General features: G+C 60.5%; 15 protein-coding genes. 13 read left to right on the top strand and 2 right to left on the bottom strand.

Going from position 1 to position 16548, the window contains the following annotated elements:
• Positions 1–39: 39 nt before the first annotated feature.
• The 12 genes from ACKUTP_RS01075 (at position 40) to ACKUTP_RS01020 (ending at position 13662) form a co-directional block, all read left to right on the top strand.
• Positions 40–1032, top strand: coding sequence for an SIS domain-containing protein (locus tag ACKUTP_RS01075; protein WP_006235139.1), 993 nt, complete (start codon positions 40–42; stop codon positions 1030–1032).
• A gap of 286 nt (positions 1033–1318) precedes the next feature.
• Positions 1319–2401: a DMT family transporter gene (locus ACKUTP_RS01070; protein WP_409063346.1), complete on the top strand. Its 1083-nt coding sequence runs from the start codon at positions 1319–1321 to the stop codon at positions 2399–2401.
• 182 nt (positions 2402–2583) lie between these two features.
• Positions 2584–3507 carry a PTS mannose/fructose/sorbose transporter subunit IIAB gene (locus ACKUTP_RS01065; RefSeq protein ID WP_409063345.1) on the top strand — a complete coding sequence of 308 codons (924 nt, stop codon included), beginning with the start codon at positions 2584–2586 and terminating at the stop codon, positions 3505–3507.
• A gap of 36 nt (positions 3508–3543) precedes the next feature.
• Positions 3544–4338 (top strand): PTS mannose/fructose/sorbose/N-acetylgalactosamine transporter subunit IIC, encoded by a 795-nt coding sequence (locus ACKUTP_RS01060; RefSeq protein ID WP_409063344.1) that lies wholly within the window; start codon positions 3544–3546, stop codon positions 4336–4338.
• A 13-nt stretch (positions 4339–4351) separates the two neighbouring features.
• Positions 4352–5185, top strand: coding sequence for a PTS system mannose/fructose/sorbose family transporter subunit IID (locus ACKUTP_RS01055; RefSeq protein WP_409063343.1), 834 nt, complete (start codon positions 4352–4354; stop codon positions 5183–5185).
• A 199-nt stretch (positions 5186–5384) separates the two neighbouring features.
• Positions 5385–6368, top strand: a complete 984-nt coding sequence (locus ACKUTP_RS01050) for an SIS domain-containing protein (RefSeq protein ID WP_409063342.1) — start codon at positions 5385–5387, stop codon at positions 6366–6368.
• Between the two features lie 160 nt (positions 6369–6528).
• A complete protein-coding gene (locus ACKUTP_RS01045) occupies positions 6529–7158 on the top strand; it encodes an HAD family hydrolase (protein WP_409063341.1) in 630 nt (209 codons plus the stop codon).
• 355 nt (positions 7159–7513) lie between these two features.
• Positions 7514–8521 carry a YitT family protein gene (locus ACKUTP_RS01040; protein ID WP_409063340.1) on the top strand — a complete coding sequence of 336 codons (1008 nt, stop codon included), beginning with the start codon at positions 7514–7516 and terminating at the stop codon, positions 8519–8521.
• Between the two features lie 218 nt (positions 8522–8739).
• Entirely contained in the window at positions 8740–9459 is a 720-nt protein-coding gene (locus ACKUTP_RS01035; RefSeq protein ID WP_035136785.1) for a GntR family transcriptional regulator, read from the top strand.
• Between the two features lie 349 nt (positions 9460–9808).
• Positions 9809–11791 carry a RecQ family ATP-dependent DNA helicase gene (locus ACKUTP_RS01030; RefSeq protein WP_409063339.1) on the top strand — a complete coding sequence of 661 codons (1983 nt, stop codon included), beginning with the start codon at positions 9809–9811 and terminating at the stop codon, positions 11789–11791.
• 2 nt (positions 11792–11793) lie between these two features.
• On the top strand, positions 11794–12549 hold the full coding sequence (locus ACKUTP_RS01025; RefSeq protein ID WP_409063338.1) for a GntR family transcriptional regulator: 756 nt from the start codon (positions 11794–11796) through the stop codon (positions 12547–12549).
• 144 nt (positions 12550–12693) lie between these two features.
• Entirely contained in the window at positions 12694–13662 is a 969-nt protein-coding gene (locus ACKUTP_RS01020) for an SIS domain-containing protein (protein WP_409063337.1), read from the top strand.
• Between the two features lie 131 nt (positions 13663–13793).
• On the opposite strand, the gene ACKUTP_RS01015 is transcribed toward ACKUTP_RS01020, so the two are convergent.
• Positions 13794–14771, bottom strand: coding sequence for an L-lactate dehydrogenase (locus tag ACKUTP_RS01015; protein ID WP_117806029.1), 978 nt, complete (start codon positions 14769–14771; stop codon positions 13794–13796).
• Between the two features lie 210 nt (positions 14772–14981).
• Here ACKUTP_RS01015 and metA point away from each other — a divergent pair, with 210 nt between their 5' ends.
• A complete protein-coding gene (gene metA / locus ACKUTP_RS01010; RefSeq protein ID WP_320676580.1) occupies positions 14982–15908 on the top strand; it encodes a homoserine O-succinyltransferase in 927 nt (308 codons plus the stop codon).
• Between the two features lie 23 nt (positions 15909–15931).
• Here metA and ACKUTP_RS01005 read toward each other — a convergent pair whose 3' ends face one another.
• Positions 15932–16528, bottom strand: coding sequence for a 5-formyltetrahydrofolate cyclo-ligase (locus tag ACKUTP_RS01005; RefSeq protein WP_409063336.1), 597 nt, complete (start codon positions 16526–16528; stop codon positions 15932–15934).
• Positions 16529–16548 lie beyond the last annotated feature (20 nt).

Below are 16548 nucleotides of genomic sequence, written 5' to 3'. Positions count from 1 at the left end.
CCATCGAGAGCATCAAACGAGAAGAAAGGCTGATGCACGATGACTACTCAGGAACAGGTTAAGGACGTCGTCTCCCAGGTTTTGGCCGACAAGGCAGACAAGGGCGGCATCAAGCGCGTCGTGTGGATTGGCGCCGGCGGATCCAACGGCGGCAACTATCCTGCCCAGTACTTTATGGAGCACGAGGCCACGCAGGTCGTGAGCTCCAGCTACACCAGCAATGAGTTCGTGCACGCAACTCCTGCCTACGTTAACGAGAACACCCTGGCCGTCGTCGTGTCCATGCGCGGCACCAAGGAGACCATCGTCGCCGCCCAGGTCGCCAAGGACCACGGCGCCAGCACCATCGCCATCTATGTTGACGAGTCCGGCCTCACCGAGGTCTGCGACTACAAGATCCAGTACGACAGCCTGGCCGTCGACGAGTCCTGCATGGGTCGCACCAACTCTGCCGTCGTGACCATGATCGCCATGGAGCTTACGCAGCAGACCGAGGGCTATGCCGAGTATGAGACCGCTATGGCCGCCTTCGACCTGGTTGACCCCATCTATCGCAAGGCCGTCGAGTACACCCGTCCGCTCGCTGCCAAGTGGGCCGAGCAGAACGCCGACAAGCCCTGCATCAACGTCATGGCCCAGGGCCCGCTCTTTGGTGCCGCCTACGTCTTTAGCATCTGCAACGTGCAGGAGATGCTGCAGATCGACTCCTGCACCATCAACACCTGCGACTTCTTCCACGGCCCCTTCGAGATCCTGGACAAGCGCACCTCGCTGTTCCAGCTCATCAGCGTCGGCCGCAGCCGCTGCAACGACGAGCGCGGCATCCGCTTCGTCAACCAGTACGGTGGCGAGCGCGTCTATCAGCTCGACGCCAAGGAGCTCGGCCTCAACGACATCAAGGACAGCGTGAGCGAGTACTTCAACCACCTGATCTTTGCCCCGATCCTCAACAACGTGTACATGCGTGCGCTCTCTGCCGTCACCCACAAGGACTACATGACGCGCCGCTACATGTGGAAGCTTGATTATTAGTTACGGCGTTTTACCAAACGCCGTAACGGCTCGACGCTGCGCGGTCCGCATTTGGGCAATCTGACGTTCAACTTCAAGGGCGCGACCAGAAGGTCAGCGCCCTTTCGTTTCACGTCACCTTGCCTCAAATGCGGCCCGCTCGCTGACTTATGCTCAACCAGCGGCGCCTTAGACGTTGGGGATGTGGGGAAGCAGTTTTCCGTTCGCCGATTTCGGTCTTGATAAATGTATATAACGACTATAACGTAGTACGAAACATATTGGAAACAATAGCGAGGAGGCTGCGTTGAAGAAAAGCAATCTGGGCTATGTGCTGGTGCTGATCGCCGCGCTTATGTGGGGCAGCATCGGAATCTTTGTTAACGGAATATCGGCCCTGGGTGTTTCGTCTCAGAGCATGGCGGCCTTTCGCCTGTTGTCGGGTGCTGTCTTAATGGCTCCGGTCTTGGCGTTCATGGGTTGCCAGGGAGGTGCTCGTGAGGGAAAAGTCTCGGGTCCCTTGGCACTGTTTAAGGCAAGTCCTAAAGAGCTTGTTCCTTGCGCGCTTGTCGGTATCGTCGGTCTGGCCGTCGCCAACACCTGCTATTACGAGTGCATGGGCGAGGTGGGCATGTCCACGGCCTCGGTGCTGCTCTACACCTCGCCGGTGTTTGGCGTCGCGCTCGGCCGCGTGCTTTATCGCGAGGACGTGACCCCCAACAAGCTCGTCGCCATTGTCTTTAACATTGTGGGTTGCGTGCTCGCGGTGACGAGCGGCGACCTGTCTGGTTTCCATTTCTCGGCTTGGGGCGTCGCGTCGGGTGTAATCGCCGGACTTTGCGGTGCACTGCTGGCGGTGTTTAGCCGTATGGCCACCAAGACGCTTCATCCACTGGCCGTCACGTTTTGGGGCTTTGTCTTTGGCGGATGCTTTATGGCAGTGCTTTCGGCTCCGTGGTCCGATGTAGCCGCGGCAATGTCCCCGCAGCTCATTCTGCTGTTCGCAGGCTTTGGCTTTATTCCGACGGCTCTTGCGTACATTTTCTATATGCAGGGCCTTTCGATGGATCTCGAGACGTCGAAGGTGCCGGTCGTGGCTTCGTTCGAAACCGTGGCGACCGTTCTGGTCGGTATTGGCATCTACGCCGAGCCCGCCGGCGCGATCAAGGTCCTGGGCATCGTGCTGGTGCTCGCGTCCATCCTGATTATGAACACCAACTTCTCCAAGCTGCGCAACAGTGCCTTTGTCGGCCATATCGTTGAGAGCATGACCTTTAAGCCCAACGCGTGGTGGACGGAGAAATCGCAGGACATGGATCTGTTCCGCGAGCGCACCGGCATCGCGCTGGAGCCCACCGTGCAGGAAAGCCCCTGGTACTTCGTGCGATAGGGGATTGGCGAGGCGTCTGATCTGGGGTTATCCAGCCAGCGCCGGCCTACCCAGCCCCAACGTTTCGATTACGTTAAACCCGTCAACGGTCGATTTTCACCCGCGAGCGGTCTTTATACTAATTAGCAATATCCGCAACGTATAAGACGTTATAATGACCATAACGAAAAGGAGGAGGCAAGATGAATCAGATCATTCTCGCATCTCATGGCGGCCTGGCCGCAGGCGCCAAAGACACGCTCGAGATGGTTCTCGGCGACGTGTCGAACGTCCACGTCGTGTCGCTTGCTCGTGACGACAAGGAGCCCATCACCAATAAGGTGGACGCCATGATCGCCACGTTCAACGCGGACGACACCGTCTATGTGTTGACCGATATGCTCGGCAGCTCGGTCAACAACAACATGGTCGAGCTTTCCAAGAACGGCACGAAGTTCACGGTTGTCAGCGGTTTCAACATCCCGCTGGCGCTCACGCTTGCTATGAGCCCCGTCCCCGTCAAGGGTGCCGAGCTCGCAGCCCTCATCAACGAGGCCCGCACCGGTCTGACCAACCCCAACGCACCGGTCGAGGCCGCCGCGGCTCCTGCCAAGAAGGCCAAGGCATCCCGTCACAGCTCCGGTCCCGCCAAGATCGTCCTCGCACGTCTTGACTACCGTCTGCTGCACGGACAGGTCGTCTTTACCTGGACCACCAAGGTTCAGGCCGAGCGCATCATCGTCGTCGACAACGCCGCCGCCAACGATGACATCAAGAAGGGCGCTCTTAAGCTGGCCAAGCCCCAGGGCGTGCGTCTGAACGTCTTCACCGTCGAGCATGCCCTCGCCAAGATGGACAAGCTCAATACCCTCGGCGAGCGCGTCATGTTCGTCTTTGGCAACACTGCCGAGATGCTGCAGTTCTGCCAGGGCTACAAGCTCGACGCCATCAACCTGGGCGCCACCGCCAACCACGACGGTGCCGATCAGGTCGGCGGCAAGGACAGCTCCGTCTTCCTCGACGCCAACCAGAAGGCCGACGTCAACCAGCTGCTCGACATGGGCATTAAGCTCTACGTCCAGCAGACCCCTACGTATCAGAGCGTCGACATCGACGCCAAGCTGTAATCAACCAGGCTTTTGCCTGACTGAAAGGAGAAGGGTATGAATACGTTCATCAGTGCGGTGCTCGTCGGCCTCGTCGGCGTGTTCTGCATGTGGGACTCCCGCCTGCTCGGTCGTCTTAACTTCGAGCAGCCCCTCGTTGGCGCTACGCTCGTCGGTCTGCTGCTGGGCGATGTGCCCACCGGCCTTGCCGTCGGTGCCGCCGTCGAGCTCGTGTCCATGGGCCTGGTGCAGGTCGGCGCAGCCGTTCCGCCCGATATGGTCCTGGGCGGCATCGTGGCCGCTGCCTTTGCGTGCCTGACTGATGCTTCCGCCGAGACCGCCATGACGATCGCCATCCCGGTCGCCGTCCTGGGTCAGCTCCTCGGCATCGTGTTCCGCTCCATCATCGCCGCCCTCACCCATGTGGCAGATAGCGCGATCGATAACGGAAAGTTCAAGACCGCCTACCGTATGCACATCTGCGCCGGCTCCGGTCTGTACGCTCTCATGTACTTCCTGCCGATCTTCCTCGCCGTCTTTGTTGGCACCGACCTGGTTCAGGCCATCGTCAACATGGTTCCCGAGTGGCTGTCCACTGGTCTTAACGTTTCGACCAAGATCATGACCGCCTACGGCTTGGCCCTGCTGCTCACCATGATGATCAAGAAGGGTATGACTCCGTTCCTGTTCATCGGTTTCCTGCTCGCCGCTTACCTCAACCTGTCCGTCATCGCGGTCGCTCTGATCGGTGTGTGCCTGGCTGTCGTCTTCATGGGCTTCAAGTTCAACGGTTCCCATGCAGCCGCCGGTGTCGATTCCGACTACGATCCGCTCGAAGACGACGAAGACTAAGGAGGAACACACTATGGCAACCGCAACCAAGGACGTGTCCCTGAACAAGAAGGTCAGCCAGTTCTTCTGGCGCTCCTGGGCCATCCAGGGCTCTTGGAACTACGAGCGTCAGATGAACATGGGCTTCCTCTACGGCATGGTTCCCACGCTCGATCGCCTCTATCCGGACGAGTCCGACCCCGAGCAGCTCGCTGCTAAGAAAGAGGCTTACCACCGTCACATGGCGTTCTACAACTGCACCCCGCAGACGAGCGCTTTCATCCTGGGCCTCTCCGCCTCCATGGAGGAGGAGTACGCCAAGGATCCCGAGAACTTCGATCCCGATTCGATCAACGCGGTCAAGACCTCCCTCATGGGTCCGCTTTCCGGCATCGGTGACTCCTTCTTCCAGGGCACCATCCGCGTTATCGCCTTTGGCCTGGGCGTTCAGCTGGCTCAGCAGGGCTCCATCATGGGCCCGATCCTGGCCATGCTCATCTCCATCGTCCCCTCTGTGCTGATCACTTGGTTCGCAGCCAAGATGGGCTATCAGGGCGGCCACGAGTACCTGAGCAAGCTTCAGGGCGGCGACCTCATGGAGAAGCTCATGTATGTCTGTGGCATCGTGGGTCTTATGTCCGTGGGTGGCATGATCGCTACGCTGATCGGCGCCACCACCCCGCTGCAGTTCGCTGACGGCACCGTCGTGATCCAGGACATCCTGGACGGCATGATGCCCCAGATGATCTCCCTCGGCCTCACCGGCCTTATGTACTGGCTCATCAAGAAGAACGTCAACACCGGTTGGCTTCTCGTGATCGCCATCGTGGGCGGCATCGCCCTCTCCGCGGCCGGCATCCTGGCCTAGTCGCGACCAAGCGCCTAATCGCTTTCCCCCGGGGGCCTGCCTGACATCCCATACCCCAGGCAGGCTCCCATCCCTAAATGTGTCAAAGGGACAGTTCCTTTGACACATTCTCAACGGGCCGGCGACTCGGTCCAAATCACGGTAACCCTGCGAGCGCCCGGCAATGTGGCGCCGCAAAAAATCGAAAGGAATGTGTCAGATGTACGAGATCGACCTTAACCTCCCTAAGCAGATCGTCGCTGACGTCCTGTCCAACCACGAGATCCACAGCGTCGCCTTCGTCGGCTGCGGTGCTTCCATGTCCGACCTTTACCCTGCCAAGTACTTCCTGGCCAACAACACGGACAAGCTGAACGTTCAGATCTTCACCGCTAACGAGTTCAACTACGACACGCCTTCCTGGGTCAACGAGCACACCTTCGTGATCACCTGCTCCCTCGGTGGCTCCACGCCCGAGACCGTTGAGGCCAACAAGACCGCCAAGAAGCACAACTGCCCGGTCGTCTCCCTCACCAACAAGGCTGGCTCCGCTCTGACCGTCGACGCCGACCACGTCATCGTTCACGGCTTCCATGCCAACTACGCTGCCAAGTGCGAGAAGCCCGGCTATGCCATCGCTCTTGCTGTCGAGATCCTTCAGCAGACCGAGGGCTATGACCACTACGAGGACATGATCACCGGTCTCACCAACATCTTCGATCTCTGCGAGAACGCCGCTCAGCACTGCAAGAAACTCGCCAAGAAGTTCGCCGAGGACTTCAAGGACGACAAGATGATCTACTTCATGGCTTCCGGTGCCTCCGAGAAGATGGCTTATTCTCACGCCGCCTTCCTGTTCACCGAGATGCAGTGGATCGACGCCGCCGCCTACAACACCGGCGAGTACTTCCACGGCCCGTTCGAGGTTTCCACCGAGGGTAAGCCCTACGTCTTCTTCATGTCCGATGGCGCCACCCGTCCGATGGACGCTCGCGCCCTCACCTTCCTTGAGCGCATGGGTGCCAAGGTCGCTCTGATCGACTCCAAGGACTACGGTCTGGCTGACGCCGTGCCCGCGAGCGTCATCACCTACTTCAACCCGCTGCTGCACCTCGCCGTTATGCGCGAGTACGGCAACCAGATCGCCGAGGCCCGTCAGCACCCGCTGACTATGCGTCGCTACATGTGGAAGCTTTCCTACTAATCACAAGTAAGTAGACCTTACGGGTTGATTGAGAGGGGATGGGGTTTGCGCCCCGTCCCCTTTTTTGCTCTGGGGAGGGCGTGTCTGTCGTGTCGCAAAACCCCAGATAAAACCTACCAAAATAAACCTGTCCCTTTTTGGCAGGTGGGAGGAGATGCGTATGATCAAGGCAGTGCTGTTTGATATGGACGGCGTGCTGGTCGATACCGAGTGGTTCTACAACCGTCGTCGCGTGGCGTTTATGGAGGAGAAGGGCTTCCACTTTGACGAGATCCCCGATCTTTCGGGGTCTAACGAGCCCGCCATTTGGGAGGCGCTGGTGCCCGACGATGTTGAGCTGCGCGAACGCCTGCGCGTTGAGTACAAGCAGGTCTACAGCCCGGACCACCCCGTTCCGTATGCCGAGCTGCTCAACGAGCAGACGGAGCCGGTGATGCGCAAGCTGCACGAGCGCGGCGTGAAGTGCGCCATCGCAAGCTCGTCTTATCGCGAGCTCATTGACGAGCTGGTGGGGATTGCCGGTATCGCCGACGTGCTGGACTACACCATCAGCGGTCACGAGTGCAGTGCGTTTAAGCCCGACCCCGAGATCTACCTGCGTGCCATGGAGGCGCTGGGGGTGGAGCCTGCCGAATGCCTGGTTATCGAGGACTCGCCTTTGGGCATCGAGGCCGGCAAGCGCTCCAGCGCCCGCGTCCTGGCGCTGCGTCCGCACGAGGGCGTCAACCTAGATCAGTCCGCCGCCGACGTTGTCATCGACAGCCTGACCGACATTTTGGCCGCTTTGTAGTGTCAATCCGCCGCGAGAAGCATTGGTTCACGCGTCTTTTGCTGCGGATTGGCTTAATTTGTCCTCTATTTGGATTCGTTTGGCTTCGATTCGGACTAAGTGAGTAGACTTTTTGGTGCAGTACGAGCACAAAGTGCATCTGCTCTAGCAAAACCGCAGGTCACAGGGGTGGCGGTTTTGGGTGTGCTCGGCAGATCGTAAAAAGTCTACTCACTTGTAATTTGGGCCTTTGGTCGTGGAGGCTGTTGGTCCCGCTTTGGTTGTCGAGAGAGGGTGAATTGAAGCGCCCCCGCACGCTCCATGCTACAATCGCGGACATACCCCACAACTACATCTGCCTTCGAAAGGAGCCTGCGTGGCGAACGCCATCGATCAGCTCACGGACCGCGTACTCGTGCTCGGCCGCGTCACCATCGTCCGCCGTGCCATTACCGCTGTGGCGGTCACCATTTCCGCCGTTCTCCAGACATTTCTGATCCAGGCGTTCATTCAGCCCGCCGACCTGCTTCCGAGCGGTCTTACCGGCGTCGCGGTCCTACTCGATCGCGTTACCTCGCTGGGTGGCGTTCATATCGACATCTCGCTCGGCATGCTCGCGCTCAACATCCCCGTGGCGCTCCTATGCTGGAGCGGCATTAGCAAGCGCTTCGTCATCTTCTCGATGATGCAGGTCGTGCTCTCGTCGCTGTTCCTCAACGTCTTTCACTTCGCTCCATTTTTGGGCGACAAGATCATGCTCATCATTTTTGGCGGCGTGGTCTCGGGTCTGGGCGCTGCCATCGCGCTTAAATCCGGCGCATCCACCGGCGGCACCGACTTTATCGCGCTGTGGGTTTCCAACCACACGGGCAAGACCATCTGGGGCGTCATCTTTGGTTTCAACTGCTTTATCCTGGCGATCTTTGGCTTTATGTTTGGCTGGGACAAGGCGGCGTATTCCATCGTGTTCCAGTTTATTTCGACCAAGACTATCGACAGTTTCTATCGTCGCTACGATCGCGTGACGCTGCAGATTACGACGCGCAAGGCAGACGAGGTCATGACTGCCTACGTAAACCATTTTCAGCACGGCATTAGCTGCGCCGAGGTCGTCGGCGGATACAGCCGCGAAAAGATGTACCTGCTGAACACCGTTGTTTCGACCTACGAGAGTCAGGACATTATCAAGTTGGTGTGCGACGTTGATCCCGGCGCCGTGATCAACGTGTTCCACACGCTCAACTTTGTGGGCGGCTGGTGGGGCGGTCATGTCGACGAACCCATGCCCACGGCCGTACCCGATCCCGACAAGCCCGCGCGCATGGCCAGCAGGCAGGCGCGCCTCAGCGAGCAGGACAGCCTACAGCAGGACGACGGAAAGTAGGGTATTGGCATTTGCCGGTCCTGCGCAACCCATCCGAACGAGCCCCTCGAAAGCCCCGTTGCTTTCGAGGGGCTCTCGTTTGCCCAGATAAAACCTACCAAAATGAAGCTGTCGCTTTTTGGTAGGGAGGGTGTATCGTTTTATCAATATGAGGTAACATGAAACTAGACGTTATATACGTATTAGTTATTTCGATATTTCGATAAGAGTGATCAGATATGCCCGCGCCCAAAAATGCACCGCTTTACCAGCAGATTTACGACGAAATCAAGGATGCGATCGAGAAAGGTGTTTATGCACCCAAGGAGCGTATTCCGTCTGAGCTTGAACTAGCCGAGCAGTACGAGGTGAGCCGTATTACGGTGCGCCGCGCTGTCGAGGAGCTGTGCTCCGATGGTTACCTGGTTAAGCAGCAGGGCCGCGGCACCTTTGTCTCCACGCCGCACATCAATCGCCAGTTTCACGCCTCGACGCTGCAGACGTTTACCGCGCTGTGTGCCGGCAACGGCATGAAGGCCGGTGCGCACGTGATCGATCGCCAGATCGTTCCGGCGCGCCAAAACGAGATGGAGTTCTTTGGCCTGCAGAAGGATGCGCTGCTGCTGCATATCAAGCGCGTGCGTACGGCCGACGGCGAGCCCATCTTTGAGGAGAACATCTTTGTGCCGTTTGATGCCTACCGCGAGCTGTTGACGGCCGATCTTGAGGACAAGTCGATTTTTGCCGAGGTCGAGCGTGTTGGCGGAATCCCGATTGTCTCGGTTGGCTACCGTACGGTCGAGGCCGTTCGAGCTAACGCCGAGCAGGCGGCCGAGCTGGGCATTGCTCCGCACGATCCGCTGCTCAATCTGCGTGCCGGCTTTACCGGTCCCAACGATGAGCCGGTCTTGCTCGGCAAACAGTACTACGTGGGTAGCCGCTACGTCATGGTGATGTAGCTCTAGTTACGCGGTTTTACCAAACCGCGTAACGGATCGACGCTGCAAACGCCCCTAAGCGGCAATCTGACGTTCAATCGTCGGTCGCGTACCGAAGTACGCTTCCCTCCTCTTTCACGTCACCTTGCTCGCTTAGGGGCGTTTTCGCTGACTTATGCTCAACCAGCGACGTTTCCACGCTTGTCAAGAGCTTAGTCATTGGGGACGTTCTTAAACGACTAGTCATCCAAGAACGTCCCCAATGACTACCGTTCCTTTCGGACTGCATCGCCCGTGGCCGACAGCGGCGCGGCACCGGTCCGCGTGGCGGCGTATAATCGGCGGCAGATGACTTGGACGTTAGGAAACCATGACCGATAGCATGCAGCAGATGGCGCTCGACACGCTCGGCGCTTATTTTGGCTACACCTCGTTTCGCCCGGGACAGGACCGCATGGTCGATGCGATCCTTGCCGGTCGCGATGCGCTGGGCGTTATGCCCACGGGCGCCGGCAAGTCCATTTGCTACCAGGTGCCTGCGCTCATGCTGCCCGGCATCACCTTTGTGGTGAGTCCGCTGCTGTCGCTTATGGAGGATCAGACCCGTGCATTGCTCGCGGCGGGTGCGCGGCCCAGCTATCTCAACTCCAGCCTTACTCCGGCCCAGCAAAACACCGTGCTCAAGCGGGCACGTGAGGGTCGCTACCAGCTTATGTACGTGGCACCCGAGCGCCTGCTCGAGCCGCGCTTTTTAGCTTTTGCGCAGGAAGCTGCGGCCGAAGGCGGCATCGGCGTTCCGCTCGTAGCTATTGACGAGGCCCACTGCGTGAGCCAGTGGGGGCAGGATTTCCGCCCCGCCTACCTGCAGATTCGCGAGTTTATCGATTCGCTGCCGCAGCGCCCCATCGTGGCGGCGTTTACCGCCACGGCGACCGAGCGCGTGCGTGCGGACATTCAGCAGATGCTCGGCCTGCAAAACCCCGCGACGGTGGTGACGGGCTTCGATCGCAAGAACCTCTACTTTGGTTGCGAGGAGATGGGCGACAAGGCCAAGACCGCGTGGGTGCGCGACTACGTGATTGCGCATTCGAGCGAGAGCGGCATCGTGTATTGCTCGACCCGCAAGACGGTCGACACGCTGGCCGCGGAGCTTGCCGAGGCTCTGGGCCCCAGCGGCATTCGCGTTGGCCGCTACCATGCAGGCATGGGCAACGACGCCCGTCGCCAAAGCCAGCGCGCCTTTATCGACGACGATATCCAGGTGATGGTTGCCACCAACGCCTTTGGCATGGGTATCGACAAGCCCAACGTGCGCTACGTGCTCCACAACAACGTGCCCGAGAGCATCGAGGCCTACTACCAGGAGGCGGGCCGTGCCGGCCGCGATGGCGACCCGGCCAGCTGCCACTTGCTGTGGAACGGCAACGATTTTCGCATGCGCCGCTTTCTGATCGATCGCGGCGATGCTGCCGATGAGGCGCTCGACGACGAGCAGCGCGCGTGGGCGCTCCAGAATCGCTACCGCCTGCTCAGCCAGATGGAGGGCTACTGCAATACCACCGGTTGCCTGCGCGAATACATGCTGCGCTACTTTGGCGACGAGGCCGCGGCCGAGCATGCCGCGGCGGCTGGTGCGGGCGCCACCGCCACGGATGACGCCGAGGGCTGCGGCAACTGCAGCAACTGCCTTACGCAGTTCGAGGTCGAGGACGTCACCGATATGGCCCGCGCCGCCGTGTGCTATGTGGCCACGCGCCCCATGCGCTTTGGCAAGTCACTCATCGCCGACGTGCTCCATGGCGGCAACACCGAGCGCATTCGCCAGATGCATCTGGACGAGGACCGCGGCTACGGTGAGCTGTCGAGCGAATCGGTCGGGCGCATCAAGGACATCATCGGCCAGCTGTGCGGCCGCGGTTATTTGGCCACCTCGCAGGGGCAGTACCCGGTCGTGGGGCTTGGCCCGCGCGCTGGCGAGGTCGAGGACGAGACGTTTGCCTTTACCGTTAAGCGTCGCGCGTCCAAGCGCAAGGCCTCGGCCCGCGCCCGCCGTGCGGTGGATCTGCTGCGCGAGGAGGCCGAGCTGGATCAGCGCCCGCGCGTGGGTGACGATGCCGAGCTGTTCGAGCGCCTGCGTGCCCTGCGCAAGGATATTTCGACGGAGCTGGAGATGGCGCCGTACATGGTCTTTTCCGACAAGGCCCTGCGCGGCCTGTGCCGCCTACGCCCACAGACGCGCGACGAGCTTATCCAGGTCAACGGCATCGGCGAGAAAAAGGCCGACGCCTTTGGCGAGCAGTTTATGGCGGCGATTGAAGAGTTTGAGTTCGAGCATGCACGGAATGGAGCATAACGATGGCATCCGACGATAAAACCGAGCGCACTGAGGTGTCCGCTGTGCCGCTGTACCAGCAGGTTATGGACGACCTAAAGGGCGAGATCGCGCGTGGCGTGTACACATCCGGCTCGCGCATTCCTTCCGAGATGGAGCTCGCTAAGTCCTATGGTGTGGGACGCGTCACCGTGCGCCGCGCCATCGAGGAGCTGTCGCGCGCGGGGTATCTCAACCGCCAGCAGGGGAGGGGCACGTTCGTGTGCGCGCCCAAGCTCAAGCGCAAGATTGTCCAGAAGGGTGACGTTCAGAGCTTTTCCGAGGGTTGCGCTGCCAACGACATGGTGGCCGGAGCACGCCTGGTGTCGCGCACGGTGGTTGCGGCGACGCGCGAGGACGCGGCGTTTTTTGGGGTGGAACCCGGCTGCGAGCTCATCGTGGTCGAGCGTGTGCGCACGGCAGACGGCGTGCCCGTCATGCTCGAGAACAACGCCTTTGTGCTGGCTGACCATCCCTATCTGCAGACGCTTGCCGACGAGGACCTCACCGATAACTCAATCTTTGCGCTCGTTGCCGAGCATTCGGGCCGCGCGCCGCTCAAATCCGACCCTTGTACCGTGGAGATTGCGCTTGCCGACGCTCAAGTCGCGCCACTGCTCGAGATCCCGGTCGGTGAGCCACTCTTCTATATGGAGGCGTACTTTACCGATGCGGACGAGCGGCCCTTGCTGCTTGGGCGTCAAAAGATTGTGGGCTCGCGCTACGTGTTCGACATCTAACATCCACAGATAGAACAACATAGAACAAGTTTGGCGAAATGGCTTCACGAGCGTCATCGTGCGTGCTATAAATAGGACAACATAGAACGACTGCAGGTACGAGCTGTCGTCGTTCAAAACCGCCACACAAGGAGGAAAACCAGGATGAACGCACATGATCTGGTTCAGGAAATCATCGAGCGCAAGGGCAAGATTGAGAACGTCTTTTGGATCGCTTGCGGCGGTTCGATGATCGACCTGATGCCGGCCAACGAGCTGCTCAAGCGCGAGGCCACCACGTTTACCTCGACGGTCTACACTGCACGCGAGTTTTGCCTGATGGCCCCCAAGAGCCTAGGGCCGAAGTCGCTCGTTATTGCCTGCAGCCACAGCGGCAACACGCAGGAGGTCGTCGACGGCTGCGAGATGGCGCTGGCTGCCGGCGCCGAGGTCGTTGCCCTCACCGACTGCGAGGGCTCCAAGATCGACAACGGCAAGTGGACCACCTGGGTCTACCCCTGGGGCGAGGGCGTGCCGCAGGCCGAGGTGCCGCAGGGCATCGGCGCTCTGATCGCCGCCGAGCTGCTCGACCAGCAGGAAGGCTACGAGGCACTCGCCGACATGTACGAGGGCCTAAAGCAGATGGATGCGCTGCTGCCCGCCGCCCGCGAGAAGGTCAACGCCGAGCTGGGCGCCCGCTTTGCCGAGCTCTGTCAGCGGCACAAGTTCTTCTATATCCTGGGCTCCGGACCCAACTTTAGCCAGACCTACGCCATGGCCATCTGCTCGCTCATGGAGATGCAGTGGCAGCACTGCTGCTACATCCACTCCGGCGAGTACTTCCACGGTCCCTTCGAGGCCACCGAGCCCGGCGTGTTTTACTTTGTGCAGCTTGGCGCAGGGGAGTGCCGCCCCATGGAGGAGCGCGCTCTTGCGTTCCTCAACACGCATACCGATACGGTAATGGTGCTCGATGCACTCGAGTACGGCGTGGGCGAGGTGCCTGCCAACGTGCGTTCGTTCCTGGAGCCGATATTCTTCTACAACATGAGCTGCGAGCTGCGCGCCGCCCGCGGAAAGGTGTTCGACCACAGCCCTGAGATTCGTCGCTACATGGGCATCGAGCGGTACTAGGTAACGGGAAAAGCATTCACCTTCGATTCGCAAGCGAACAGCGTGCGTAAAAAGCGGGCCGCGCCGGTGGGTTTCCGGCGCGGCCCGCTTAGTATCGCGCATAGATTCGCAAGGTTGCGGCAGCCAGCGGCTTACTTGGCGTCGTAGGCCTCGGTATCCCACCAATCGAGCTGGGCGATGTTGTCGCGGATGTGCTGGCAGCTCTTGTGGAAGCCCTCGAGCTCGTGCTCGGAAAGGTCCAGCGTGTAGACCTCCTCGACGCCCTCGGCGCCGATCACGCACGGCAGGGAGGTAAAGATACCCTCCTCGCCATACTGGCCGGTCATGAGCGTGGATGCCGAAAGCACGGCGTGCTCGTTGTGCAACACAGCGGCGCAGACGCGCGCGGCGGAGTTGGCGACGGCGTACTCGGTGCACTGCTTGCCCTGGTAGGTCACATAGCCGCCCTTGCGTGCGAGCTCCTCGACCTCCATGTGGTCGAAGGCATACTTGTCGGGGTTCTCGGCCTGAAGTTCGTTAAGGCTCTTGCCGGCGATGGTTGCGGCCTTAAAGGCTGCCAGCTGGCTAAAGCCATGCTCGCCGATCATGTAGGCGTCGATGGACTTGGGGCTCACGCCGACCTTCTTGGAGATCTCGGTACGCAGGCGGGCAGAGTCCAGGCCGCAGCCCGAGCCGATAATCTTCTTGGGATCGTAGCCGGTCAGATGCCACAGCTCGGTGCACACGACGTCGCAGGGGTTGGAGATGCTCACGAAGATGCCGTCAAAGCCGGCGTCGACGATGCGCTTGGCAAAGGTGCGGGCGGCGTCGGTGGTAAAGAACAGCTCGCCGTCGCGGTTGCCGGCGGCCAGCGCGACCTTGCCGGCGGCGTTGACGATGACGTCGCAGCAGGCTAGCTCCTCGTAGTGGTCGTAGCAGTTGACGATCTTGGTGTTGTACGGGACAAACGAAAGGGAGTCGCGCAGGTCCTGGACCTCGGACGTCACCTTGGCCTCGTTGATATCGCACAGGTACAGCTCATCGGCAATGCCCTGCATGAGCAGGCTGTTGGCGACATGTGCTCCTACGTGGCCCTGGCCGACCACACCGATCTTACGCGTCTGGTACATATACGTATCCTTTCGGCCGAGTTTTTCGCGTCGAACCATTGTATCGTCCTGCTGCCACTTTGCTAGGCTAAAGCGCCGCAGATTTTTGGGACATGCCTTAATCTCTGCTTTTGGAGTGATTTGGCCGCTGACGGCATCGCTGGGCGATGTGCTCGCGCGGATGGGGCCGGTCGTTGTACCATAGCTGCAACTGACTCGTAAGGAGCATCCATGCCCATTCGCATTCCCGACGCCCTCCCTGCCGCCGCGCAGCTCGAGAGCGAGAACATCTTTGTCATGACCGAGTACCGCGCGCTGCACCAGGACATCCGCCCGCTGCGCGTGCTCATCCTCAACCTCATGCCCACCAAGATCGCCACCGAGACGCAAATCATGCGCAAGCTCTCCAACACGCCGCTGCAGGTGGAGGTGGACCTGCTGCGCACCAAGACGCACGAGGCCACGCACGTGAGCGCTGGCCACCTGGAGACGTTCTACCGCACGTTCGACGACATCCGCGACATCCACTACGACGGCCTGATCATCACGGGCGCGCCGGTGGAGCAGATGCCGTTCGAGGAGGTCGACTACTGGCCCGAGCTCTGCCAGATTATGGATTGGTCCACCACACACGTGCACTCTACGCTGCACATTTGTTGGGGCGCGCAGGCGGGCCTGTACCACCACTACGGTATTCAGAAGCACGATCTGCCGGCAAAGGCGAGCGGCGTGTTCGAGCATTATCTGGTGAAGCCGCAAAGCCCGCTGGTTCGCGGCTTTGACGACCGTTTCTATGCTGTGCATTCGCGCAACACCGATGTGCGTCGCGAGGACGTGGAGGCCGAGCCGCAGCTTGAGGTCGTGGCCGTGTCCGACGAGGTGGGCCTGTACATCGTCAAGTCGACCGACAGCCGCCGCTTCTTTGTCTTTGGCCATCCCGAGTACGATACCGACACGCTGCGTCTGGAGTACGAGCGCGACGTGAAGCGCGGACTCAACCCGGAGGTGCCGGCGCATTACTTCCCAGGTGACGACCCCACCGCCGAGCCGCGCAACGTCTGGCGCAGCCAGGCTCAGCTGTTCTACACCAATTGGCTCAACTACTACGTCTACCAGACCACGCCCTACGACCTAGCCCGCGCCGGCGAGGAGCACTAGGCTGTCGGGAGGTACGCTGGCATTTAGGCGCTGACAATGTTGGGCAGCGGCAGATCGTGGGCGTCGGTGGGAACGTGGTCGACGCGCTGCTCGTCAAAGGCGATGCCGACGATTTGGCATGCGGGCGAGAGCATGGGCAGGTAGCGGTCGTAGCAGCCGCCGCCGTAGCCCAGGCGCGCGCCGGTGCGGTCGAAAGCTACGAGCGGCACGACGATCATGTCGAGTGCTTCGGCAGACACGATGGGAAAGCGGCTGCTGTCGACGTCCGTGGCTGCGAAGGCCCGCGTAGGGTAGGCGATAAACGGGGCCTCGGACGCATCGCCGGCAGAGACTGCCCGCATGCACATGCGCTGGCCACAAGCCATGGCGTCTGTTGCCGAGAGCATGCACGGATAGGCCACGCGCCAGCCGCGTTTGGCGGCCGCAGCGACAAACGCGGCTGGGTCGACTTCGGAACCCATCGCGGCATAGACGGCAACGGTGTGCGGTGCCGCGGCACCCAAGCGATCCATCAGCTCAACAAGCCGCGCGCAGATAGCGGCGGACTTCGCCGCCCGAACATCCAAATCAAGAGCATTGCGCCGGGCAGTCACCGCCCGCCGCAACTCGGCCTTATCCATCCCAGCCTCATCTCCCAAAC

Source organism: Collinsella sp. wc0529 (genome assembly GCF_046116875.1).
In the GTDB taxonomy this organism is placed as follows: Bacteria; Actinomycetota; Coriobacteriia; order Coriobacteriales; family Coriobacteriaceae; genus Collinsella.
This window is presented reverse-complemented; position numbering and strand designations above follow the sequence as displayed.

Bases quoted from the DNA above. Each gene is read 5' to 3' on its own strand.
- ACKUTP_RS01055 (WP_409063343.1), top strand. From the start codon at position 4,352: ATGGCAACCGCAACCAAGGACGTGTCCCTGAACAAGAAGGTCAGCCAG.
- ACKUTP_RS01025 (WP_409063338.1), top strand. From the start codon at position 11,794: ATGGCATCCGACGATAAAACCGAGCGCACTGAGGTGTCCGCTGTGCCG.
- ACKUTP_RS01030 (WP_409063339.1), top strand. From the start codon at position 9,809: ATGACCGATAGCATGCAGCAGATGGCGCTCGACACGCTCGGCGCTTAT.
- ACKUTP_RS01005 (WP_409063336.1), bottom strand. From the start codon at position 16,528: ATGGATAAGGCCGAGTTGCGGCGGGCGGTGACTGCCCGGCGCAATGCT.
- ACKUTP_RS01050 (WP_409063342.1), top strand. From the start codon at position 5,385: ATGTACGAGATCGACCTTAACCTCCCTAAGCAGATCGTCGCTGACGTC.
- ACKUTP_RS01075 (WP_006235139.1), top strand. From the start codon at position 40: ATGACTACTCAGGAACAGGTTAAGGACGTCGTCTCCCAGGTTTTGGCC.
- ACKUTP_RS01035 (WP_035136785.1), top strand. From the start codon at position 8,740: ATGCCCGCGCCCAAAAATGCACCGCTTTACCAGCAGATTTACGACGAA.
- ACKUTP_RS01020 (WP_409063337.1), top strand. From the start codon at position 12,694: ATGAACGCACATGATCTGGTTCAGGAAATCATCGAGCGCAAGGGCAAG.
- ACKUTP_RS01015 (WP_117806029.1), bottom strand. From the start codon at position 14,771: ATGTACCAGACGCGTAAGATCGGTGTGGTCGGCCAGGGCCACGTAGGA.
- metA (WP_320676580.1), top strand. From the start codon at position 14,982: ATGCCCATTCGCATTCCCGACGCCCTCCCTGCCGCCGCGCAGCTCGAG.
- ACKUTP_RS01060 (WP_409063344.1), top strand. From the start codon at position 3,544: ATGAATACGTTCATCAGTGCGGTGCTCGTCGGCCTCGTCGGCGTGTTC.
- ACKUTP_RS01065 (WP_409063345.1), top strand. From the start codon at position 2,584: ATGAATCAGATCATTCTCGCATCTCATGGCGGCCTGGCCGCAGGCGCC.
- ACKUTP_RS01045 (WP_409063341.1), top strand. From the start codon at position 6,529: ATGATCAAGGCAGTGCTGTTTGATATGGACGGCGTGCTGGTCGATACC.